The sequence below is a fragment of the Sphingomonas phyllosphaerae genome (assembly GCF_029623345.1).
Lineage (GTDB): Bacteria > Pseudomonadota > Alphaproteobacteria > Sphingomonadales > Sphingomonadaceae > Sphingomonas > Sphingomonas phyllosphaerae_C.
The window spans coordinates 1-23,892 of sequence record NZ_JAPYKH010000018.1 but is presented as its reverse complement, the minus strand read 5'-3'; the positions used below and the strand labels follow the sequence as shown (position 1 = coordinate 23,892).

Below are 23,892 nucleotides of genomic sequence, written 5' to 3'. Positions count from 1 at the left end.
GGATGGAATGACTTGAGCTCTCTCAGATGACAGATAACACTCGCTCTTTCTCCGGATTCTTTAAGCAGCTTCATGTGCCTGAGCTCATGCTAAAGCGGCTCGGCTGGGCCACAGCCGGCTACGGGATCGTTCAGGCAATCCGCTTCGGCTCGAACCTAGTCCTCACGCGGATTTTGGCGCCAGACTTGTTCGGCGTCATGATTCTCTTGACGACGCTGCGCGTCGGTATCGAGCTATTCACTGATATCGGTATAGCGCAAAACGTTGTTAGCTCGAAGAACGCAGAGGATCCACGGTTCTACAACACGGCTTGGACTCTGCAGATACTACGTGGAATTCTGCTGGCGTTGCTGACGTTTGTTCTGGTCCCGGTGTTCCGATCCTACTACGATGATCCACGTTTAAGCTTCGTTCTGCCTTTCATGGCGGCATTCTTCATCCTGACCGGCGGAACATCCATCGGGCTGCCACTAGCGGTCAAGCGTCTCGCGACCCATCGCACAGCAACGTTCGAGGTTGTCTCGACGCTACTCGGGACGGTCGCGCTGATCCTCTCCTCCTGGTTGTCTCCGGACATACTTGGGCTTGTCATTGGCAACGTGCTCGCATCATGTATGCCGACCATTCTCTCATACTTCATTCTTCGGGACCTGCGGTACAGCCCGATGATTGATCGAACTTACGCTTTTGAGATTATTGGGTTTGGCAAATGGGTCTTTGTTTCGTCGGTCGTATTTTTCCTCTCGTCCAATTTGGACAGATTGGTACTCGCAAAGTACGTCAGCTTCGCGGCACTAGGCGTTTATGGGATCGCGCGGTCGCTTGCGGACGTATTTGCGTCTTTCAGCGTCAAGCTTGGAAGTGAGCTTGTCTTTCCGTCGGTAGCCGCGAGTGACGCGCGCGGTGCTGAGTTGCAGCGCCGCCTGGCGCACCGGCGTGGACAATTCGTGTTCGCTTCGGCGGCAGCGATCGGTTCGTTCGTCGCGGTGTCGGACGTACTGGTCTCGTTCCTTTACGATTCACGCTACCATGGAGCGGCGGTGCTGCTTCCATGGGTTTGCCTATCGGCCTGGATGATGATCCTGAACACGCTGAATGAGAACGTCATGTTGGGGCTTGGTGCGCCCAAGTTCAGCGCGTTCGGCAGCGTCGCCAAGTTAGCGGGCTTGTTGGTGCTCCTCCCGCTCGCGCTTCAGTCGTACGGTATCGTCGCGGCAGGGGCGGCACTTGTGGCGGCCGAGTGCCTTCGGTACGCGTGCCTCTCAATAGGGCAGGCGAGGCACGGGATCGGCTTCGCCCGACAGGACGTGCTTGCCACGCTTATCCTGCTCGGTACCGCGTTTGTCCTTCGAGCGGCGATGTTCCAGGCTGGGCTGGGTGCGCCGGCGCACCAGCTCTTCTTAATGCATCGACTGTAGCAGGGGCGAGATCGGACCAACTACACAGCGATCGTGGGCGCCAGACATCATGTCGAAAGATGGTATCTCAATTTACTTCTACGCCGGAGACTTCGTCGAGGCGGCGCGGCGGTACGACGCTGGCGAGTCGCAGTCATATGCGACACACGACGAACTTATCCGAACCTTTGTGGAGCTAGGTTCGCGTGGCCACCGGGTGGATCTCTATAGCCTTATGGAGGCGGAATCCGACGCTGTCGTCATCGCGCCTAACGTAACGGCAACGGGCTTGGGCGGCCGGCATCATCGTGATCCGCGTCTGACGGCTGCGTTGAAGCGCGACCCGAACGCCGCGATTGTCTGTCACTTCCCAAGTTTGGCGCTACACCATGCTGTCTGGCGGACGGGGAAGCGGGGCCTATCAGTACTGGCTGACTCATTCGATCGCCGTAGCTTCCGCGCGCGTGTGAACCTCTTCCTGCTTCGTCACCTGCTTAACAGTAGCGCCTTCGAGTTCGTCGCGAACCACGGCGTACCCGCGACGAAGTTGCTCGCCGACGCGGGGGTGCGGCGGGAAAAGCTGTTTCCTTGGAACGTGCCCTTCGCCAGGACCCCGCGACAGCACGGTTCGAAGCGGCGTGAGGGTGGCAATCGTTTCTCGCTGTGTTTCGTCGGCAGCGTTATCGAAAGCAAAGGTGTTCCCGACCTGATCAGGGCGGTCGCTGCGTCGCGCGGCGACAGTCTCATCGTCGACGCGAAGATTGTCGGTCGAGGTGATATACCAGCGATGCGACAGCTGGCGGCATCGCTAGGAGTGAGCGAGCAGGTGCGTTTTACCGGTCTCCTCGACAATGAGGAAGCTTTTCAGGTCATGCGTGAGAGCGACGCGGTGGTGGTGCCGAGCCGCTACAGCTTCCAGGAAGGCTTCCCACTCGTCCTGTTCGAGGCATTGGCCTCGCGAACTCCGATCATCTGCAGCGATCACCCCATCTTTGCGGCGGCGTTCACTGATGGAGCGGATGCGTTGCTTTTCAAGGCACAAGATCATCAGGCATTGCTGGCGAGAATTCGGCAACTCGCCAGTGACACAGAGCTCTACGCGGCGCTCTCCAGCGCCGCGCCAATGACGTGGGAGCGGGTTACGGCCGCGGCAGATTGGAGCACGATGATCATGGAATGGGCTGAGAACGGTAAGAATTCGAGCTATCTTAGTGAGATGGCTCGAACTTACGTCTAGTAGGTGTGCGGCCTACAATGAATGAAGCTGTGCAATCTCTTCACCGACGCAGCCGGCGTCGGCTGGTTTACCGAAGCGCCGCCTCGACCGCGGTGCTGTAAACTTTCGCGATGGCTTCCTGCCCCTTGGCAGTCGGGTGAAGCCCATCGCTATAGATGGTTGTGTCACACGCCGCCTCGTCGTTGCCGACCGTCGGGTCGCGCGCGAGATCAAATACACCGTCGATCCGCTTTCCGACCTCGGCTCGAATGGCATCATTCGCAACCGCGCGGCGCTCTTTTTGGCTGGACGTAAGATCCGGATACTGTGGTAGGCAGATTGGCAGAACGGTGCCGACAATGACCTTGGCCCCGGTCGCTTTCACCTCGGCGACATAAGCCCAGAGGGCGTCGAGCCACGCCCAGGTGCTCACGTAACGTTTACCAGGTAGATCGTTGGCGCCGATCAAGATCGTGACCACCGCAGGCTTGAGTGCGATCAACTTGGGCAGGCGCTGGACCAAGCCGTTTCCGCCGCCAACGTCAGAGATGCCGGCACCACCGACCGCTAGGCCGGTGAATGTGATCTTCGGGTGAGCAGCGGCGAAAATGCCCGTGTAGTTGCCGCCCCAAAAAACAGAGATAGAGTCGCCCTCGGCAACTACGCCCTTCAAAGCTGTCAGGGAGGAAGGGCCGGGCGCCACTGCTAATGGCTCCGGTTCGGGGGCGAAGCCGACGCTACCGGGCGTAGCAGAGGCGGCCGGTGCCGCGACCGGGCTGGATGCCGCGCTCGGAGTGGCCAGCCCGGCGCTAGGAGCCTGGACGACAGCGATTGGAAGCGTCGAACTACTCACGCCACGGCCCGCGGCGGAGCCGCCGCATGCTGAGAAGCTGAGGATGAGACCAGCAGTGAGTAGCTGTCGAGCCATGAAAACTCCAAAATTCCCGGCGGGAGCCGCGGCGTCTCCGTGGCCGGCTGAGCGTGCTGTGAATGGCAGGTGGAGCATAGGTCGCAGCATGCTTCAAGTCGCCCTCATAGGGAGTTGCGCCGTGAGGGCGCTCAGTTGCAAGTGAACGACCAAGGTTGAGGCTTTATTAAGAACGTGGCGAAAGTGGCGCCTGAAGACGGCAACGCGCAGCAAGCCAGCGGCGCTCGATTAGCTTGCCGAGCTCGATCATCGGCCGCTCAAAACGTCCTGTGGAGACGTGCGCTGCGGCGAAGGTGGCGGCGAACAGCAGCGGGCGCTTGACGTAGCGCGCCAGCGTGTCGCCGCTGCCGAGCCAGCTCGCCGCGAACATCGCGTGGAAGACGTAGACCGCGTAGGAGACCTCGGCGACGTAGCGCGCCGGCGCCGAGCCGAACGCAGCGCGCAGCCACGCCGGCGCGGCGTAGATCGAGCTGCCGACTGTCGCCGCGGCGAGATAGGGACGCAGATACATCAGCGCGCCGGTGCTCTCGTGGCCTGAGGCGAGCAGCAGCGGCAAGAGCAGCAGCGGCAGCACGCGCGGCAGCGACGCTGTCCAGCGCGGCGCGCGCGCGTGCAGCAGCGCCAGCGTCGCGCCGGCCAGGATCTCGTCGACTCGCTGCCAGGTGAAGATGCTGATCGGCGCCTGCTGCACCACCCGCGTCAGCGTCACGGCGACGCACAGAACGGGTAACAGCCACAGCGCGCGCCGGCCGCCCAGCGCCACCAGCAGCGCGATTCCGACGTAGAATTGCACCTCGACGCACAGGCTCCACAGGTGCTCGCCGCCGGGCAGCAGCGCGGTCGGCGGCAGGTTGGCCACGAACAGTAGGTTGGCGCCGAGCGACTCGGCGCCGGCGCGGCTCGCCAACGCCAGCACGATCATCGCGCCCCAGCCGAGCGGCACGATGCGAAACAGCCGGCGAAGCAGGAACGGCACCACCTCGGGCCGGTGCAGCAGGAACTGCGTGATCAGGAAGCCCGACAGGGTGAAGAACAGCGCCATGCCGCTCGCCGCGACCGCGCCGTTGAGCCCCCAGCCGTGCGGTCCGAGCGGCAGCAGGTGCCCCGCGAGTACCAGCAGGATGCTCAGCGCGCGCCAGCCGTCGAGGATCGGAATGCGCTGCATCAATGGCCCCTTAGTCAATCACCGCCATGCTTGGCCAGCGTCGACGACGTGATGACGGCTTTGTCTGAACGCTTCGTTGTTGCCGGGCGACAAACAATCGAGCTTACGTCCCATCTCGCGGTCGCCGCTTCGCTTTCTCCTTAAAGGGGGCCGTGTGGCTTACCCACCGAGCTCGAGCCTGGCAGGTGAGTGACGCCGGCGTTCGCGAGATGGCAGCACTTTCAGCCGCGTAAGCCTGACCCTCTGGCGGACAACACGGGCCTACCGAAAATCCGCACATACGAGGCTCACAGCACCGTTGGTACAATCAAACCGTCGCTCCGGTTGTTCATTCGAGGCCGCATTTTGTCTACGCCCTGACGGCAGCTTACCTCCCAAGCATGCCCGCCGGAGAGCTGCGTGAGACGTCCGGGAAGCTCGGACGTGAGATGAACGATCGGCCGAAGTCGAGCGACCGCCAAGTGATCCTGCGTGACCGTTTATGGGTCGAGTTAGTCGCTGCCAGGCAACTCAACGCCAGTCAGTTCTAGCAGTCGCGATAGCAATTCGTCTTGAAACGCCAGGTCAAGCGCCTCGGGAGCGAGCTTCTGACGCTGGCGGTCATGCCAATAACCGCCGCTCGTCATCGTTGCGGGATCGTCGCTGACCGCCAACCGGCTCTGCGTGCGCTGCCCGGTGTCGAGATCGACGGGTGCCGACCTGCCGCCCATGCGGGTGCGCACCCAGCCAGGATCGACTGAACGGCTCTGTCAAAGCTAATGCACCTGCGCAGGTGATTGGGGTAGGCGAGGGGCATGCCCCGCCCGCGCAAGCCAGCCAGTCCGTTCCGCTACTTTAACTCCTCGCCGGAGGTGATCCGGCTCGTGGTGCTGATGTACGTGCGGTTCCCGTTGTCGCTGCGGAACGTGGAGGACCTGCTGTTCGAGCGCGGGATCGACCTCTGCCACGAGACGGTAAGGCTATGGTGGAACAGGTTTGGTCCGCTGTTCGCGGGCGAGGTGCGGCGCCAGCGGGTGAGCCGGATGCGCGGCTTCCGTCACTGGCGCTGGCACCTGGACGAGATGTACGTGAAGCTGAACGGCGAGATGGTCTACCTATGGCGCGCGGTGGATCATGAGGGCGAGGTGCTCGAGAGCTACGTCACGAAGACGCGCGACAAGAAGGCAACGCTCGCGTTCATGAAGAAGGCGCTCAAGCGGCACGGCTCGCCTGACGCGATCACCACCGACGGGCTGCGCTCCTACGGTGCGGCGCTGAGCGAACTCGGCAGCCGCGAAAAGCAGGAGGTGGGTCGCTGGGCTAACAACCGGGTCGAGAACTCGCACCTGCCGTTCAGGCGACGAGAGCGGGCGATGCTGAGGTTCCGGCAGATGCGAACGCTACAGAAGTTCGCCTCGGTCCATGCCAACCTTCACAACCACTTCAATCACGAACGCCACCTCGTCGACCGCCAGACCTACAAGCAGCGCCGCTACGCGGCGCTGGCAGAGTGGCAGGCGCTTGCCAGCTGACTCGTCGTCCACGAAGGTCAAAGTGCATCTTGTAGAGACGAGTTTGCATTAGACTGACAGCACCGCCACATACCACCCCAAAATGTGAGGTTTTCAGCCAAAAAACGGCAGAAAACCGCCATTTTTTCGTTGGCTCAACCTGTGCTCTTCGTCCGCATTCTCCCGCATGATTCCGCATCGGTTCGCCCTATGGTATAGGACCAGAAGTAAGAACGGACCGCCGGCAATTTCCTGGCGTCCGAGCCGGCGAAGGTGGCGGAAATGGCGGGGAAAAAGGTAATGGCGGCACGTCAGGTCGACACGGCGGAACCCGGTTCTTAATCTGCTGCCCCGAACTTGCTTCTGAAGGTGAAGCCCACAGGTGCCCGAAGCTGGGTTTTTCGCTATCAGTCGAACGGCAAGGTAGTCGAAATCGGGCTTGGAAAGGCTGGCACGAAAGAGCGCGGTTTAGCCGAGGCCCGCGAATTGGCTGAACGGATGCGCGCGGCTGTTCGCAATGGCACCGATCCTAAGACCGTGCTGAAGCCTAAGCACGATGCGGCGGCGCTGACGTTCAAGCATTTTGCCGTAGCTTACATCGCGCATCTTCGCGCCACCCCACGGCACGGCAAGCCTCGCAACGAAAAGGCGGTCGATCAGTGGCCGTCAACGTTCAGCAAATGGGTATATGAGTTCAAACCCGTTGGCGCAGCCGTGGGCTTCGGTGACAAGCGACCCGGCGAAATCACCTATGGCGACGTCAAGGCGGTGTTGACTCAACGCGGTTTGGCCGCGCTGGCCGAAACACAGAAGCGGGTGAAGCAACGAATTGGCGTCATTCTTGAGGAAGCCGCGAAGGAAGAAGGCGAGCCCCACCGCTACAATCCCGCCCATGCCTTCAAACTGGAAGCTCGCAAGGCAAGTAGCGTAAAGCATCACGCATCCGCGCCGCCGGAGGAAATCCCGGCGATCATGGCCGAACTGCGCAAGAGCGACAGCACCTCCGCCAGACTCCTGCGGTGGTCGATCCTGACGGCGTGCCGTTCAGGCGAGGCTAGGGGCGCGTTGTGGGCAGAAATCGACGGCGAGGTGTGGGAGATACCGGGGGAGCGCATGAAGGCCGGTGAGCGGCACCGGGTGCCCTTGTGTGCCGAGGCGTTAGAGATACTGGAGACCATGCGGGAGAAGCGCGTGCGCGATCACCCTCGCATATTCCCAGGTGAGCGGGGCGGCCTCCTGTCCGACGTGGCGGTGTCGAACGTCTTGAAGCGGGTGCGACCTGGCGTGACTGCCCACGGTATGCGGGCGTCGTTCCGGCAATGGGGAGCAAAACAACGCGGCATGTCGCGTGAAGCGCTGGAACTAGCGCTAGCCCACACAAATCCCAACAAGGTTGAAGGTGCTTACCAATATGATGACCTGTTCGACCTTCGCAAAGATATTATGAAGGTTTGGGGTGACTACTGTGGCATACTTCCTGAAGGTGACAACGAAGTTTCAATGTATACGGCATTGGCTTAACGTTGTCTGTATCTACGCTTAGAAAAATTCAGGGGCATCGCCTTTTATCCTTTACAGACCATATCGGCCCGTATTAGGACATGCGAGCAGCCGAGGAATCTGAAGCTTATCACCGGTTAGGCCGGTTCTTCGTTAGAAGACACAGGGTGGGTAAGTGTCGGGGTTTGTCGAGTAGCCCTAGGGGCGGCGGCGTTCACATGCCAGCCGCCCTTATTTCATGTCGCGGCTGGCGCAATGCCAGGAAATCGCCATGCTTATAGACACTGAGCCGAAGCCGCCACGCTTCGTCGACCTGCCGGAACTTAGTCGTCGGCTCTGCCTTCAGAAATCCGCCATATATGAGCTATTCGCTTCAGGTGAACTTCAGCGCATCAAACTGACGCCAAAAAAGACGGTGGTGCTTGAAGCGGACCTCGACCGCTTCATTCAGCGTAAGGTTGCTGAAGCACGCCAGGTTGTGGCGTAGGCTATGATTTTTAGTGAACAGGCCGGCACAGAGAACCGGGCGTGCCGGCCTATCCACCAAGGACGCGACAGCGGAGCCATAACGCCGCCGCATCTTAACGCTATTATTCCTCTACCTACAATTAAAGAGGAGATAGCTATACCGCCTGGCTTGGTAGGAGACGTTTGGCGTTTTATCTATGAAGCTGCGCCACACCCCAATCATGCAATTGCCATGGCTGGCGCAATTGCCTTTATCGCTGGCATTTGTGGCAAATCATACAACACCTACACCAATGCCGGATTGAACCAATATATATTGCTTCTGGCATCTACTGGCATGGGAAAAGAAGCCGCGGCGTCCGGCATCGCTAAAATGTTTAATGCCGTCACCAAGACTGTTCCAGCGGCTGGCGACTTTAAAGGGCCGGCGCTTGTATCATCTGCTGGTTTGCTGAAGTGGCTCGATAAGAAACCTTCCATCGTCAGCGTCATCGGTGAATTTGGATATAAGTTAAAAGCCATATCCTCGCCAAAAGCCAACCCAAATGATGAAATGCTGAAGGCCACGCTACTTGACCTCTATGGGAAGTCAGGGGCGGGCAGCGTCGTTGACCCGATGGCCTACAGTGACCGCGACAAGCAAACCGACGTTATCCAAGCTCCCTCACTGACCCTGCTAGGCGAAAGCGTTCCTGGCGTCGTCTATGAGGCGCTGAACGATAGCGTGGTGCTCAGCGGCCTACTGCCACGCTTCATGCTGATAGAAGCTAAGGGCAGTCGTGCGCCGCTTCAGGAGGCGCCCGCGATGGCGCCAAACCCTATGCTGACACAGGCATTGGCTGACCTATGCGCTACGGCGCTGGCACTCAATCGCGGGCATAATGTTCACGTTGTCCAGGCTGATGCTGACGCCAAGGCGAAATTTCGCGAGTTTGGCCAGTGGGTGACGGATCAAATTAATGCCAACACGTCCGAAATATATCGAGAATTGTGGAATCGGGCGCACCTAAAGGCGCTGAAGCTCGCAACGCTGTGCGCGGTTGGCATTAACCCCAACGATCCCGTCGTCACGATTAACGAAACAATGTGGGCAACCAACATAATCGTCAGTCAGGTCATGCCGTTGTTGACGCGCTTTGAAGCTGGTGACGTTGGCCAACTGGCCGGCAGTCAGTCGAGGCAGGAGCGTGAAATAATGCGTGTCATCGCTGAATATTGCACAAAGCCTTGGGAGGCTTGCGCCAAGTATCATGGCACGAAGCCAATGCACGACGCACTTGTCATTACCAAAGCCCACATTCAGCAGCGGCTATATGCAACGGCTTCGTTCAAAGATGACAAGCAGGGGCCGAAGGCGGCTGTAGAGCGCGGCCTAAAGTCGCTGTGTGAAGCCGACATTATTCGTGAAATTCCCCGCGCCCAGATGATCGAGCGGTTCGGCAAGCAAGCTTTAGCCTTCTCGCCGTCTGATCCGCAAGCAATCTTGAACGCCGCAGGAGCCGGCGCTTGAGCGATCTTTTAAGGCGGCTTTACCGCGTAAAAGGCAGAAAACCACCACTTTTGATGTTTAGCGGTTTAGTTCTGTATGATCAAAAATGCATGAAAGAAATTGAAGGCAACCACAAGCATTAAAACATTAAAACCTCAAATTTCAGGAGAAAACGTAGGGAATCCGCCGTGTACCGTTTCAACCATCGGCTTAAAAGCCTCAAAATCTTCCAAGGACCATGAACATGACAAAGGCTGAAAACCTACGCCGGCTTATTGGGGAACTGTTCGCCCGCTTCGACCAGGCGGCCGAAGGTAAGACGAAAGGTCAGGCTGGCGGCAGAGCCGTCACAAGAACCACGTTTAATCAACAATGTAAATAAACCTCCGGCGACCACTGATCCGCCGAACCGAAGGAAAGCTAGAATGTCTATCTTCAATGTACCCGAGCATAACCCTGACGTGCCCCTGGCGTCGCTGCGGGAAGGTCCGCCCCACACGATGCACGAAGCGCAAATCGACTACGGAGCCTTCGGTGGCAATCTGGCTCTTAAGGCGGCCAGCGATGCGCTTAAGTTCGGCCGCGAGACCTTTAACTCGGACAACGAGTATCGCGGCAACCAGGATGGCGAAGATCGCGCCGCCACTCACGATAAAAAAGTTCGGCAGCGGGTTGAAGATTCGCAGCGTACCTTTGAGCAACGGCTTGGGGCGGCGATGACAAGCCTGCGTGGCGAGTATCAGCGTGTCGAACGCGAACTTGCCGAGAAAGCCGGCCTGAAGGCTGACCCCACGCTGACGAACGCGATTGTGGGCACGCTTCAGGGAATGTCGTTGGCGCAACGGATGGAGGCCATTTCGCAGATGATTGATGATGGCGATAACGCCATCCTGGCGACAATCATCGAGCAATCCACCTTTCTTACCGGCGTGCCCAAGGAGGTGCGCGACACCATCTCCACTCGCGTGCTGATGAAGGTTGACCCCAATGGCCTACGTCTTCGCAACGGCTTGTTGAGCGCCATGATGAAGACCGAAGCTGCCGGGAACGATAGCGCCGGCATGTTCGCAAAGCTGATTGCTGGCACTGAGCCTGGCGCCTGGAGGGTTCGGGCACAGCAAGCGGCGGCCCGCAACATGAGCGTCAACGCGGGTCAACGATGACCTGAACCGGGGTCAGGTGGCGGGCGACGCCTGACTTCATTTCTTGGGCATAGGAGTAGATGAAATGAGCCAATGGCTCTGGGAGCCGAGCATGATCGAACGCGACAGCGGCGGCTATGTGCCTGGCGATGCCATACGTATTTGGCGTGAGATGGAGGCTCAGGGTAAGGCGAGTAACGATAAGCCAAAGCGGCTGGTGTCCAAGTCGGTGCTTGAAGTTCAAGCCGACATAATGAGGATAGCCGAGGACGCGAGCAACGATGCGGCTTCGCGAGTCGCGGCCTATAGGCTGGCGTTTGAAATGGCTCAGCAGATCGCGGAGTTTGAGGGAGCGCAAGCTGAGGCTTCACAGAAGAACCCTGGGTGATGACACGTGCTGGTGAAAAGTAGTGTTGAATCCGCAAGAGCTATTGAATAGCAAGGGTGTCTAGCGCTAGCAGACTATCGAGCGGGCGCGTTTGGATTGTAAGCATTGGCACAGGGATGGCAGCAATACCCCGCGCATGGCGCAACGAACGGTAACGCCGATTGGGGTGAACCCGCCGGAAAGGCGGCCGTTGCGGCTGACCCTCTCCCCCCTGCCAAAGCTAAGGCGGGTGAGGGGAAGCGGCTTCGCCTAGAGAATGGCGCGCAAATTCGCCGGGAAATGGTGAAGGTGTATCGCGGCATGAAAGTTGGCGCAATCGACACTTCCAAAGGGTCGAAGCTAATTTACGCGCTGACTGAACTTAGTCGCGCCCTTGAACGTGAAACCGTTGAGAAGCTGACCGAACGGCTTGATGAAGTCGAAGGCAAATGAGCCGGCACCTTGGCCTTCGCACGCGGGTTCGCCGGCTAGAGCGGCAAAGCCGTTCGCGGCGTCCAAGGCAAGCTGTCGTCTATGCCCGCTATGACGAACCTGAAGAACGCATCGTTGCCTTGGGCGCGATCAGCGGTGCGGCCACGTCGCGCTTGTGGGGCGAAGCCCTGCCAGCGCTGTGCGGGCGCGCCAGGGTGGGGCTAGGAGCGCGTCAGGTGCTTATCGCGGGCTATCCCGCGGCCGCGTCCATCATCGCGCCTGTGGCGGCTCCTGGCGAGCCCGTGCCGCCGTCAGCGCCCGCGTTCGATCCCAAACGACCCGACGCCTGGCGCGATTACCGCGCCTTTGCTGAACAAGGACAATTGCCATGAAGACGTTAGCCGAACGCCACGCTGACCGGATGGCTCTGTCAAAGCTAATGCACCTGCGGCGCTCGCCGGGGTAGGAGAGGGGTATGTCCCGCCCACGCAAGCCAGCCAGCCCGTTCCGCTACTTCAACTCGTCGCCTGAGGTGATCCGGCTGGTGGTGCTGATGTACGTTCGTTTCCCACTCTCACTGCGGAACGTGGAAGACCTGCTGTTCGAGCGCGGGATCGACCTCTGCCACGAGACGGTGAGGCTGTGGTGGAACAGGTTCGGTCCGCTGTTTGCGGGTGAGGTGCGGCGCCGGCGGGTAAGCCGCATGCGCGGCTTCCGTCATTGGCGCTGGCACCTGGACGAGATGTACGTGAAGCTAAACGGCGAGATGGTCTACCTGTGGCGAGCGGTGGATCACGAGGGCGAGATCCTCGAGAGCTACGTCACCAAGACACGCGACAAGAAGGCGGCGCTGACCTTCATGAAGAAAGCGCTCAAACGCCATGGCTCGCCTGAGGCGATTACCACCGATGGTCTTCGCTCCTACGGTGCTGCGCTGACGGAGCTTGGCAGCCGCGATAAGCAGGAGGTGGGTCGCTGGGCCAACAACCGGGTGGAGAACTCGCACCTGCCGTTTAGGCGGCGAGAGCGGGCGATGCTGCGGTTCCGGCAGATGCGAACGTTACAGAAGTTCGCCTCGGTCCACGCCAACGTCCACAACCACTTCAACCACGAACGCCACCTCGTCGATCGCCAGACTTACAAGCAGCGCCGCTCCGCGGCGCTCGCCGAGTGGCAGGCGCTTGCCATCTAATTCCCCGCACACCATGGCCGAGGTGCATCGTGTAGAGACGATTTCGCGTTAGACTGACAGCACCCGGTCTCGCGAAAGGCGGTGAGCACCGCGCCGTCGAAGCGGGCGTAGGCGGCGTCGCTCTCCGCATGCGCGGCGGCGATGCGGGTGCCGAGGCGCGTCCGGTCGGGAACCTGCCAGCTGATGAGCGGCCCAGCGAGAACCTGTTAATGTCGCTGCCGGACGCCCCGAGCGGCGCCCTGATCATCAAAATGCGAGCGTCTGGTGCCGGAACTTTCGACGACCTTTGCGACGTCCGGTGATGTCGATGCATCCGCGGTGAACGGCGAAGCCTTGGTCGCGACGCTGCGCGGCGTGATGGCTCCTGCACCCGGGGCGAAGTCGAGGAGGGTCAAACCTTTAAGGCCAATTGGAGGCGGTCACAAAGTTGAGCTGACGCTGGACGTTGGTCGCCGCCGTGCCGTTCTCACCTTCACATCGGGAGAGGGCTACCGCTCGTACCTTCCCAGCGATGGACATGAACGGACGTCAGCTTTCGATGGATAGTCAAGCCTCGCTGTATGGCCGATCTTGGGTCTGCCTCTCAACCCAGAGCTGCAGTTGGTATGATGGCGACGGCGAAGGATCCTTGAGGATTCAACGGCGACGCGCCCGAATCAGCGCGCAGCCGCATAAGGCACTACCTAAAACAAAGCCGATTATCGCTCCGATGACGGCGCCCTGGGGATCAAGCCTTCAAGCCTCCAGGCGTCGTGCCAACAGCCAATCACAGCTCACGGGTCATTCGGGCGTAAGGCATATAGATTGGGAACAGCATGGTGAGCCGATCTTCGGGACGAGCGAAACGGGTGCCGAACGATCCTATCTAAGCAGCGCCATAACCCCCTCCTGCGTCTGATTGGCCTGAGCCAGCATCGCTGTCGCAGTCCTCGTTACAATCTGAAATCTGGCGAGCGCGGTAGTCTCGGTCAAGAAGTCGGCGTCTTCGATGCGGCTGCGCGCGTCGGTGAGGTTCGTCACGTTGGCGGTGGCGTTGTTCGCCGCCGACTCAAGGCGTTTCTGCGACGAACCCAGCGAGGCGCGCGCGCCCGAAACCTCGACGATTGCGTCGTCATACTGGCTCAGCGTGGCGTTGGTGCCGGCGGCGTCGAACGCCAGCGCAGTGACGACCGCAAGCTTCGAGCTGCCGCCCGTCGAGAAGTCGACCGACTTCAGCGTGACGGTGTCGCCGATGTTGGCGCCGGTCTGGATCGAGAAGCCCGTCGCCGCGGTCGAGTCGAACAGCTTCTTGCCGTTGAACGAGGTGGTGGTGACGATCGAGCTGATCTGGTCCTTCAGCGCGGCCTGCTCCGAGCGGATCGAGTCGGTGTCAGTCGACGAGTAGGTGCCGCTGGCGGCCTGGACGGTGAGCTCGCGCATGCGCTGCAGCATGTTCGAGACCTCGCCGAGGGCGCCTTCCGCGGTCTGCGCCAGCGAGATGCCGTCGTTCGAGTTGCGGATGCCTTGGCTCATGCCACGGATCTGCAAGGCCATTGATTTGCTGATCGCGAGGCCGGCGGCGTCGTCCTTGGCCGAGTTGATGCGCTTGCCGGTCGACAGGCGCTCCATGGAGACTGAGAGAGCCTTGTTCGCGCTGTTCGAGGCGGTGGTAGCGCGCAGGGCCGAGGTGTTCGAGTTGATTACGGTCATCAGCCTACCTCCTGATCTCGGTGCAGCTATATGGGGCATCTTGCCTAAGCTTTCCGAACGACCGCTGACTCCGTTTGTTTACATCATTCCGTCCTACTTAGACTAACGTCGTACGCCGAGATGGCGGTAAGATTAGACGTCACCGCTTTGCCATTGATGTAGGCTTTGCGGGGGAGAGGCCGCATTTGGCCACGCACAAACGCTCAGGGGCGCAATCCAAGGCAGAATCAAATTTGATAGTCCGTAAAGCTGCCAATGAGACCAGCCGGACCGCTGCGCGGAGCGCCCGGGTGGTTCGAGCGGCGAGATTAACGAGCTGCCGGAGTTGGTAAGCGGGGAGGGGCGCCAGAGTGACCGGGAATGGGCCCTCGGCACAAGGGGAAGAGGCCGCTAGCGCCCAAACCTTGCCACCGGCTACGCAATCCAGCCGCCTTAAAGCGGTCGCTTGTTCACGGACGCCCTTTGAGCGGCATGTCACAACTGACTGCACTTCAGGTCAATAGCGGCCGCAGCGAGATCGGAAACGTGCCCGCCAAGCCTGCGCCGCTCTTTGTCCAAGCAGCGCTGCCTCGGTGTCCGCTCATCCTTTGGCCCCAGAGCCTGACGAAGCACAAGCAGGTCGGCCTGAGTAAGCGGATGGGTCGAGGGCCATGTCGGGGGAGCGGACGCTTCGCCCTGCGGTGGCAAAATTGGGGTGACTGATTGGGCGATTGAAGCATCGGCGAGGATGGCTGTGCAAACCAGAAAAGCAGCTCGGATTATAGCCACGCCACACCTCACCAAAACGACGTACCGTTATTCGCGGTTCTTACCAAGGCATCCAGACCTAAAAAGTCCCAAACGGATCGTTCTCGAAGATGGAACGTCAACAGCGGCGGCAGCTATCGCCGGTTGCCTTGCCGAGACCCGACCAGCCGCTTTCCTGCCAGATCTCAGACGCCTCAGTCGCGATGTTGCTCGGCCTGGATGGAAGGCAGGTGGGCATCGCACCCTGCGGATATTCGCATGGCAAACGATGTCCAACGCTAATTGCAGGCATCGGCGCCAACATTAGAGTGGCTCCATGAGCATGTACCTCCGCCTGCGTCGCTTCGTTGATCGTGACCTTGCCCAGCATCCTTCCTATGCGAAGCGAGCAACGCTCTCGCTCTGGGCCGTCGTTGTTCCGCTTGCCCCACTCATATTTCTGAAATGGCCATACAATGCAGCGGAGCTGGGGATTGCAGCCGTTTCGACAACTGCCAGCGTGTCGTGGGTAGCCTTCCTGCTTTGGAGATGTTCACGATTGCTCCGTGCCGCGGGTGCTCGCGGTGATCGAAGGTTCGATCGGCATACGAAAAACACCCTTGGCCCGGAGTATCGATCGACAGAGAGCTTCACGGCCGCGCGCTCAAGACGAAAGCGTACGAGGCGCGGCTAACCTGCCAAGGCTCGACTAGGTGAACGGCTTTGCGGTGCGTCACGCGTGCGGCCGCGGAGATGAATGAGCGTCGGGAGCTGGGAGCCGGACAGAGCGCCGGGAACGTCCGGTCCTGGGTCACCGCCACGCATGAGGCATCGCGAGGTGGGCGCTTCGGGTGCGGTCTACTATCGCCCGAGGCCGTCGAACCGTTCCCGCCTGTTCGACGGGCTTGTCTCGGAAGTGACATGCCTTTGCCCTAACCGACCCGCAAGTGATTGAAATTCGCAACGGGTGGGAATGATGAGAGCCAGAGTTTTCGCGTCCCTATGTGCTGGTGCTGCTTGTCTCGCGGCGGTCTCAGGGCGGGCACAAACCGCGCCGGCGCCCGTGGGCAGCGAGCCGGCATCTTCCGAGGGCGACGAGATCGTGGTCACGGGGCGCGCCGGCAGCGGCGAGCGTACCAAGCTGGAGACCAGCTACTCGGTCACCACGCTCGATGACGCCGCGATCCGCTCGCGCGCGCCGTCGAGCGTAACCGAGACGCTCAAGTCGGTCCCCGGCTTCTGGGTCGAGGCGTCCGGCGGCGAGGGCAGCGGCAACGTGCGTGCCCGCGGCATCCCCGTAGACGGCTTCGGCTCGATCAATCTGCTCGAGGACGGCCTGCCGGTGCAGCACGATCCCGCGCTCGGTTACCTCAACGCCGACCAGGCCTATCGCATCGACGAGTCGGTTCAGCGGATCGAGGTGGTACGCGGCGGTCCATCCTCGATCTTCTACTCCAACGCGCCCGGCGGCGTGGTCAATTACATCACGCGCAAGCCCGGCGACGCGCTGAGCGCCAACGCGCGCGTGCTCTACGGTCCGACCGCCGAGCTGTTCCGCTTCGACGGCTGGGTCGGCACGCCGCTGGCAGACGGTTGGACGCTCGGCGTCGGCGGTTTCTACCGCAACGAACAGGGCGTGCGCGATCCCGGCTTTACCGGCAACAAGGGCGGCCAGGTGCGCGCCGACCTCGCCAAGGATTTCGGCGACGCGCAGCTGACGCTCAGCTACAAGCACCTTGACGACAACGCGATCTTCTACACCGGCATCCCGCTGACCAAGGACCGCAACGGCAAGGTCACCGGCATACCGGGTTTCGACCCGCATTACGGCACCACCGCCAGTCGCGCCTCGGCCTATCTCACGCTGCGCAGCGCGAACGGTCCGGTGAACTTCAACAACACCGACGGCACCAGCATCCGTCTCGACCAATTCTCGGTGCTCGCCGCCTGGGACATGGGCGACGGGTTCAAGCTGACCAACAATGCGCGCTACCGCTCGTCGAACACGGTCCGCAACGGCGTCTACCCCGCCTCAATTGCGACCGCGGCGAGCTATGTCGCGTCGCGCCGCGCCGCGCTGCTCGCGGCTTATCCGGGCGCGAGCGACGCGCGGCTGCGCTACACCGACACGGGCGAGGCTTTCGATCTCGCTGCGCAGAACGGCAACGGGCTGGTGTTCGAGAACAGCGCGCGCCCGGTGACGGTGATCGAGAGCGAGTTCCTCGACGACCTGCGGCTGAGCCGCCGCTTCGAGCTGTTCGGCCAGAGCCACGACGTCGCGATCGGCGGCTATCTCGCGCGCGTGAAGGAGACCTTCCGGCGCTACTCGGCGACTACGCTGCAGGACGTGTCGGACAACTCGCGCCTGCTCGACTTCGTCGCGGTGAACGCGGCCGGGCAGGTGGTCGGCGCGGCGACGCAGAACGGCGTGTCGCGCTACGGCTCCGAGTTCGCGGACGGCAGCGGGCAGCAGACGACCTGGGCGGTCTATGCCTCGGACGAGTGGCAGCTGCTGCCGAGCGTGCGGGTGGACGGCGGGGTGCGCTACGAGCATGTCCAGACCGACGGCGCGCAGGAAGGGTCGACCAGCGTCAACCTCGGCGACCCCGCGACGCTGGCGGACAACAACGTGCTCACCGGCAACGGCCAGTTCGTCGGCTTCGATCGCACCTTCGATCGGGTCGGCGCGACCATCGGCGTCGACTGGCAGTTCGCCGACGTGGCGGGTGTCTTCGCGCGTTACACCTCGGCCTTCCGCCTGCCGAGCGTCGGCAGCTTCATCACGAGCGCCACCGCGCAGCCGCGGACCCAAGGCATCCGGATGTACGAGGCCGGCCTGAAATATGCGGACCCGCTGCTGAGCGCCTATGCCACCGCCTTCCTGACCGACTTTGACGCTTACTCGATCGGCAACTTCCAGTTCGACGCCGCGACCGGCGGTTACACGCAGCAGACGATCTACACCAACACTCGTGCCTATGGCCTGGAGTTCGAGGCGACGGTGCGGCCGGTGCGCTGGTTCGACTTCACGCTCAACGCCACCGCGCAGGATCCGACCTTCCGCGACCTGCGCTACAACGAGCTGTCGGGCACGACGTTGACGCCGCGCGATTACTCGGGCAACCAGCTGCTGCGCGTGCCCAAGCTGGCGCTGCGCGCCACCCCGGCGGTGACGCTGCTCGGCGATCGGCTGCGCGTACAGGGCGACGTCGAACATTACACCAAGCGCTACGCCGACGCAGCCAACACCTCGGAGCTGCCGGCCTATACCGTGCTGAACGCAAGCGCGCGCTTCGCGCTCACCGACCGCGTATCGCTCTGGGCCTATGGCGACAATCTCACCAACGCGCTCGGGCTGACCGAGGGCAACCCGCGCGCGGGCGAGCTGACCAGCGGCCAGGCGACCGACTCGCTGTTCATCGGCCGCCCGATCCTCGGGCGCAACGTGCGCTTCGCGGTGGACGTGCGGTTCTGAGCGGGGGCGTGGCGCTTTCTCGTCCCTCACGTCGGCCGCCGCTTCGGGAGCCGTCGCCCTCGCTCTGGAAGGAGAAGGGCGATGCGCGCCGCTTGCTCCTGACCTTCCTCGCGGTCTTCCTTCTCGTCCCGCAGGTTGCGCGCGCTCAGGATATCACTCTCACGGGTGAGCTCACCCGCGCCGACCACGAGACCTATCGCGCCGTTCCCGTCACCGTGCCTGCGGGCGTCGAGCGGATCACGCTCGCGCTCAGCTACGACAAGGCGGACCACACGGTGGTCGACCTCGGGCTGTGGGATCCGACGCGTTTCCGCGGCTGGAGCGGCGGCGCGCGCGACCGCGTGACGGTGGCCACCACCGACGCGACGCCGGGCTATCTCGCCGGCCCGCTTCCCGCTGGCACATGGCAGGTGATGCTCGGCGTGCCGAACATCCGCGCCGGCACGCACAGCCGCTACCGCGTCCAGCTCTGGTTCGATCGTGCCGCTGGGCGCGCCGCCACGGTCCAGGCCGAGGGCGCGCCGCTGCGTAGCGGCCGCGCCTGGTACCGCGGCGACCTCCACCTCCACGACGCCAACAGTGACGGCTCCTGCGCCACCCGCGCTACCGCCGCCGCGGCGGTTCCCGCGCGCGTGCCGTGTCCGCTGTTCCGCACCGTCCTTGCGGCCGCGGCGGCGGGGCTCGATTTTGTCGCGGTGACCGACCACAACACCGTCGCGCATTTCTCCGCGCTGCGCGAGCTTCAGCCCTGGGTCGCGCCGCTGCTGCTGATCCCCGGCGTCGAGCTTACCACCTTCCACGGCCACGCCAACATCTTCGCGCCAACGCGCTTTGTCGACTTCCGGCTCGCGGGGCGCGAGGGCGTGGCGGCGTTGCAGCGTGACGCGCACACCGCCGGCGCGCTGTTCTCGCTCAACCACCCCGGACTGCCGTCGGGCGAGCGCTGCATGGGGTGCGGCTGGACATGGCCCGACACCGACTGGCGCCAGGTCGACGCGATCGAGGTGATCAACGGCGCGGTCACCACCGGCCCCATGACGGGGCTGACGCGATGGCGTGAGCGGCTCGACGCCGGGGATCGTGTCACAGCGATCGCGGGGAGCGACAGTCACGATCCTGACGGTGTGACCGGTCCGTCGCGTGTCGGGCGTCCGACCACGGTGATCGAGGCGAACGAACTGTCGACGCGGGCTATCCTCGACGGCATCCGCTCCGGCCGCGCGTTCGTCGACGTCGACGGGACAACGGAGCGCCTTCTCGATCTCACCGCGACCGCGGGCGGGGTGCAGGCAGCGATGGGAGGGAGCCTGCCGCTGTGCGGCTCCGTCCACGTCAGTACGCACGTGATCGGGGGTATGGGTGCCACGGTCAGACTACTCGGCGATCGTGGCGAGATAAGCGCGACGAAAATCAGCGATGCGGACGCAACGCTTATGACGACGCTAGGCACGGGCGCGGCGACCAAGTGGCTGGCGGCACTTGTCGAGCGAGACGGCGCGCCATTGTTGATCGGCAATGCAATCTATCTAACTCCGTGCGCCCGCCTATGAGATCGACCAGCTTTCCTGATGAGGCAGCGTCATTGCGACAATTGACGGCTGGTTGTTGGTTATGCTCGTGCGACGTTGCGCTTTTCGGACTGGCCATCGTGCGCCATTGGTGTTCACGCGCTTAAGGAGTCGCAAGCGGGTCAGCTCGCAAATCCTGGCATACCCAAGCCGCGCGGCATGAGTTCGGTGGGTAGAACGGCTGCCGATCGTGCGCTGCGCTGCCACAATTCGGCGCATACCGCTTTCGTCGGACGTAAAGGCGCAAGTGCGGCGCTGCCCGAGCGCCACATAGCTGTCACACTGCGCCGCTAACTCTGTCTAAACTTTACAGAAACCTTTCAGCGCGAGTGCGGCGATGCCCGACGTCTTCATCAACGAGATCCACTATGACAATGTCGGCACCGACGCCGGCGAGGCGATCGAGGTCGCGGGCGCCGCGGGCACCGATCTCGGCGGCTACCGCCTGGTCTTCTACAACGGCTCGAACACGCCCGCCGCGGCACCGGTGTACGACACGCTGGCGCTGACCGGCACGATCGACGACGAGGGCGCCGGCTATGGTGCGCTGTCGTTCGCGCGCGTGGGCATCCAGAACGGCGGGGCCGACGGCGTCGCGCTGATCGCGCCCGACGGGAGCGTCGTCCAGCTGCTCTCCTACGAGGGGACCTTCACCGCCGCCGCGGGCACGCCGGCGGCGGGCGTCACCAGCACCGACATCGGCGTGTCCGAGGACCCCGCCCCCGCGACCGGCCTCTCGCTCCAGCTCACCGGCGCGGGGGCGACCGCGGCCGACTTCACCTGGGCGGCGGGGCAGGCGAGCAGCTTCGGCAGCGTCAACGCCGGGCAGAGCTTCCTCTCCGCCATCGGTACCGGGCGGATCAGCGTCGCCGACGCGCAGGTGGCCGAGGGGGACGACGGCGTCACCCAGCTGGTCTTCACCGTGCGCCGCGCCGGCGGCACCGCGCTGGCCGCGAGCGTCGACTATGCCATCCACCTCGACGGCACCGCCGGCGTTGACGACCTGGCTCCCGGCGCGGCGCTCGCTGGCACGGTCCGCTTCGCCGCGGGCGAGGAGAGCAGGACGATCGTCGTGCCGGTGCACGGCGATACCTTCGGCGAGCCCAACGAGACGCTGTCGCTGACGCTCGGCGCGACCACCGGCGACGTGGTGGTCGACGTCGCGCATGCCACCGGCACGATCGTCAACGACGACCCGATCGCGCTCAGCATCGGCGCGATCCAGGGCGAGGCGCACCGCTCCGCCTATGTCGACCAGAGCGTCACCACCACCGGCATCGTCACCGCGGTGGATACCAACGGCTTCTATCTCCAGTCGGCGCACGGCGACGGCAACGACGCGACATCGGACGGCATCTTCGTCTTCACCAGCACCGCACCCGCGGTGACGGTGGGCGACGGCGTGTCCGTCGCCGCGACGGTGACCGAATATGCCGGCGACGCGCAGGGGCTGACGCTGACCGAGCTGATCCGTCCGACCGTGACGGTGGAGAGCAGCGGCAACGCGCTGCCCGCCGCGATGGTGATCGGCCAAGGCGGCGTGCTGCCGCCGAGCGAGGTGCTCGACGACGACGGGCTCACCCAATTCGATCCGCGCCACGACGGGCTGGACTTCTGGGAATCGCTTGAGGGCATGCGCGTGACGATCGACGCGCCCCAGGTGGTGTCGAACACCAACGATTTCGGCGAGACCGACGTGGTCGCCTCGCACGGCCAAGGCGCCACCGGCGTCAACGATCGAGGCGGCATCACCATCGCGCCAGGCGACTATAATCCCGAGAAGATCCAGATCGACGACGACAGCGGCGTCTTCGCCGGCTTCCACCCGGGCTACACGATCGGCGACCAGCTCAGCAACGTTACCGGTGTGGTCAATTACTCGTTCGACCAATATGAGGTGATCGCCACCGAGGCGGTGAGCGTCACCCGGGACGTCACGCTGGCGCGCGAGGTCACGTCGCTGGCGGGCGACAGCAACCACCTCTCGATCGCCACCTACAATCTCGAGAATCTCGACACGTCGGACCAGAAGTTCGACGTGCTGGCGGGCGACATCGTCTACAATCTCAAGGCGCCCGACGTGATCGCGGTGCAGGAGATCCAGGACGCCGACGGCGCGGGCAGCGGCGCCGACCTGTCCGGCACCGTCACCGCGCAGGGCCTGATCAACGCGATCCACGCGCAGTCGGGGCTGCACTACGCCTATGTCGAGGTGGCGCCCACCGTAGCCGGCTCGACAGGGGGCGAGCCCGGCGGCAACATCCGCAACGGCTATCTCTACAACACCGACCGCGTCGGCTACGTCGACGGCAGCGCCGAGCTGATCACCGGCGCGGCCTATCAGGGCACGCGCAACCCGCTCGTGGCGCAGTTCACCTTCGCCGGCGAGACGGTGACCGCGATCAACGTCCACCTCACCTCGCGGCTCGGCAGCGAGCCGCTGCAGGGCGCCGACCAGCCGGCGGTCAACGCCGGCGACGCCGCGCGCACCGCGCAGGCGGCCGGGGTGAAGGCGTACATCACCGAGCATCTCGCCGACGACCCGGCGCTCAACATCGCGGTGTTGGGTGACTGGAACGGCTTCTACTTCGAGGACGCGCAGACCCAGCTGACCGATCCGGCCAAGGGCGGCGTGCTGACCAACCTCAACACGCTGCTGCCCAACCAGGAGCGCTACTCCTATCTGTTCGAGGGCAACGCGCAGCAGATCGACAATGTGCTCGTCACCCAGGGGCTGGTCGGCGGCGCGAGCTACGATTCGGTCCATCTCAACTCGCAGGCGGCGGGCGAGCGCCCGACCGACCATGACCCGCAGGTGGCGCTGCTGTTCGTCGGCGCCGCGCCGAGCGACCTGACGCTCAGCCACGCCAGCGTCGCCGAGAACCTGCCCGCGGGCACGATCGTCGGCACGCTGTCGGCGACCGACACGCCCAACGATACGTTGCACTACGCGCTGATCGACGACGCCGGCGGCCTGTTCGCGGTGGACCACCGGACCGGCGTGATCACCACCACGACCGCGCTCGACCACGAGGCGGAGGCGAGCCACGCGATCGTCGCGCGCGCGACCGACAGCGCGGGCGCCACCACCGAGCACGGCTTCGCCATCGCGGTGAGCGACGTCAACGAGGCGCCGGTCGCCGCCGCGGACGCGTTGCGCGTCGACGAGGACGCCACCAGCGCCAACCTGTGGGCGACGCTGCTCGGCAACGACCGTGACCCCGACGCCGGCGACACGCTGACGATCGCGGCGGTCGACACGCGGGGCACGCTCGGCCATGTCGCTTTCGACGCGGCGGGGCAGACGCTGCGCTACGTCGCCGACGACGATTCGTTCGATGCGCTCGCGCCGGGCGCAACCGCGACCGACCGTTTCAGCTACACCGTCACCGACGCCGCCGGGCAGACCAGCAGCGCGACGGTGGAGGTGACCGTCACTGGCATCGCCGACGGGATCACGCGCGCCGGTACGATCTTCGCCGACCGGCTCACCGGCACCGCGGGCGAGGACCGGCTGTCGGGCGGGCTCGGCGGCGACACGCTCGCGGGTCTGGGCGGGCACGACTGGCTGAGCGGCGGGCTGGGCAATGACACGCTCGACGGCGGCGACGGCAACGACCTGCTGTTCGGCGGCCTCGGCAACGACGT

At 63.2% G+C, this 23,892-nt stretch carries 17 protein-coding genes; 13 read left to right on the top strand and 4 right to left on the bottom strand.

The features are described from left to right. Positions 1-74: 74 nt before the first annotated feature. Positions 75-1,418, top strand: a complete 1,344-nt coding sequence (locus QBJ89_RS15430) for an oligosaccharide flippase family protein (protein ID WP_277981367.1) — start codon at positions 75-77, stop codon at positions 1,416-1,418. A 49-nt stretch (positions 1,419-1,467) separates the two neighbouring features. Beyond that, positions 1,468-2,634, top strand: a complete 1,167-nt coding sequence (locus tag QBJ89_RS15425) for a glycosyltransferase family 4 protein (RefSeq protein WP_277981366.1) — start codon at positions 1,468-1,470, stop codon at positions 2,632-2,634. Positions 2,635-2,701: 67 nt separating this feature from the next. Here the strand turns inward: QBJ89_RS15425 and QBJ89_RS15420 are convergent, their stop codons facing one another. The 3 genes from QBJ89_RS15420 to QBJ89_RS15410 form a co-directional block, all read right to left on the bottom strand. Next, positions 2,702-3,316 (bottom strand): SGNH/GDSL hydrolase family protein, encoded by a 615-nt coding sequence (locus QBJ89_RS15420; RefSeq protein ID WP_277981365.1) that lies wholly within the window; start codon positions 3,314-3,316, stop codon positions 2,702-2,704. 391 nt (positions 3,317-3,707) lie between these two features. After that, the gene (locus QBJ89_RS15415) at positions 3,708-4,706 is read right to left on the bottom strand and encodes an acyltransferase family protein (protein ID WP_277981364.1); all 999 of its coding nucleotides are present in this window, start codon (positions 4,704-4,706) and stop codon (positions 3,708-3,710) included. Between the two features lie 491 nt (positions 4,707-5,197). Next, complete coding sequence (locus tag QBJ89_RS15410) at positions 5,198-5,428, bottom strand: hypothetical protein (protein ID WP_277981363.1); 231 nt, start codon at positions 5,426-5,428, stop codon at positions 5,198-5,200. Positions 5,429-5,500: 72 nt separating this feature from the next. Here QBJ89_RS15410 and QBJ89_RS15405 point away from each other — a divergent pair, with 72 nt between their 5' ends. From QBJ89_RS15405 to QBJ89_RS15370, 8 genes are all read left to right on the top strand, one after another. Then, complete coding sequence (locus tag QBJ89_RS15405) at positions 5,501-6,217, top strand: IS6 family transposase (RefSeq protein WP_277981362.1); 717 nt, start codon at positions 5,501-5,503, stop codon at positions 6,215-6,217. A gap of 336 nt (positions 6,218-6,553) precedes the next feature. Further along, positions 6,554-7,717 (top strand): tyrosine-type recombinase/integrase, encoded by a 1,164-nt coding sequence (locus tag QBJ89_RS15400; protein ID WP_277981361.1) that lies wholly within the window; start codon positions 6,554-6,556, stop codon positions 7,715-7,717. A gap of 217 nt (positions 7,718-7,934) precedes the next feature. Further along, complete coding sequence (locus QBJ89_RS15395; protein ID WP_277981360.1) at positions 7,935-8,183, top strand: helix-turn-helix transcriptional regulator; 249 nt, start codon at positions 7,935-7,937, stop codon at positions 8,181-8,183. Between the two features lie 3 nt (positions 8,184-8,186). Then, positions 8,187-9,674 carry a hypothetical protein gene (locus QBJ89_RS15390; protein WP_277981359.1) on the top strand — a complete coding sequence of 496 codons (1,488 nt, stop codon included), beginning with the start codon at positions 8,187-8,189 and terminating at the stop codon, positions 9,672-9,674. Positions 9,675-10,078: 404 nt separating this feature from the next. Continuing rightward, positions 10,079-10,816: a hypothetical protein gene (locus QBJ89_RS15385; RefSeq protein WP_277981358.1), complete on the top strand. Its 738-nt coding sequence runs from the start codon at positions 10,079-10,081 to the stop codon at positions 10,814-10,816. 91 nt (positions 10,817-10,907) lie between these two features. After that, entirely contained in the window at positions 10,908-11,183 is a 276-nt protein-coding gene (locus QBJ89_RS15380; protein ID WP_277981357.1) for a hypothetical protein, read from the top strand. A 105-nt stretch (positions 11,184-11,288) separates the two neighbouring features. Then, the gene (locus tag QBJ89_RS15375; RefSeq protein WP_277981356.1) at positions 11,289-11,615 is read left to right on the top strand and encodes a hypothetical protein; all 327 of its coding nucleotides are present in this window, start codon (positions 11,289-11,291) and stop codon (positions 11,613-11,615) included. Positions 11,616-12,069: 454 nt separating this feature from the next. Continuing rightward, positions 12,070-12,786, top strand: coding sequence for an IS6 family transposase (locus QBJ89_RS15370; RefSeq protein WP_277981355.1), 717 nt, complete (start codon positions 12,070-12,072; stop codon positions 12,784-12,786). Positions 12,787-13,647: 861 nt separating this feature from the next. Here the strand turns inward: QBJ89_RS15370 and QBJ89_RS15365 are convergent. Next, positions 13,648-14,475 carry a flagellin gene (locus tag QBJ89_RS15365; protein WP_277981354.1) on the bottom strand — a complete coding sequence of 276 codons (828 nt, stop codon included), beginning with the start codon at positions 14,473-14,475 and terminating at the stop codon, positions 13,648-13,650. A 1,789-nt stretch (positions 14,476-16,264) separates the two neighbouring features. Between QBJ89_RS15365 and QBJ89_RS15360 the strand changes: the two genes are divergently transcribed. From QBJ89_RS15360 to QBJ89_RS15350, 3 genes are all read left to right on the top strand, one after another. Then, a complete protein-coding gene (locus QBJ89_RS15360; protein WP_277981353.1) occupies positions 16,265-18,676 on the top strand; it encodes a TonB-dependent receptor in 2,412 nt (803 codons plus the stop codon). A gap of 92 nt (positions 18,677-18,768) precedes the next feature. Next, positions 18,769-20,226 (top strand): CehA/McbA family metallohydrolase, encoded by a 1,458-nt coding sequence (locus tag QBJ89_RS15355; RefSeq protein WP_277981352.1) that lies wholly within the window; start codon positions 18,769-18,771, stop codon positions 20,224-20,226. A gap of 355 nt (positions 20,227-20,581) precedes the next feature. Continuing rightward, positions 20,582-23,892, top strand: a 3,311-nt coding sequence (locus tag QBJ89_RS15350) for an Ig-like domain-containing protein (protein WP_277981351.1), incomplete at its 3' end; no start/stop codon positions are given.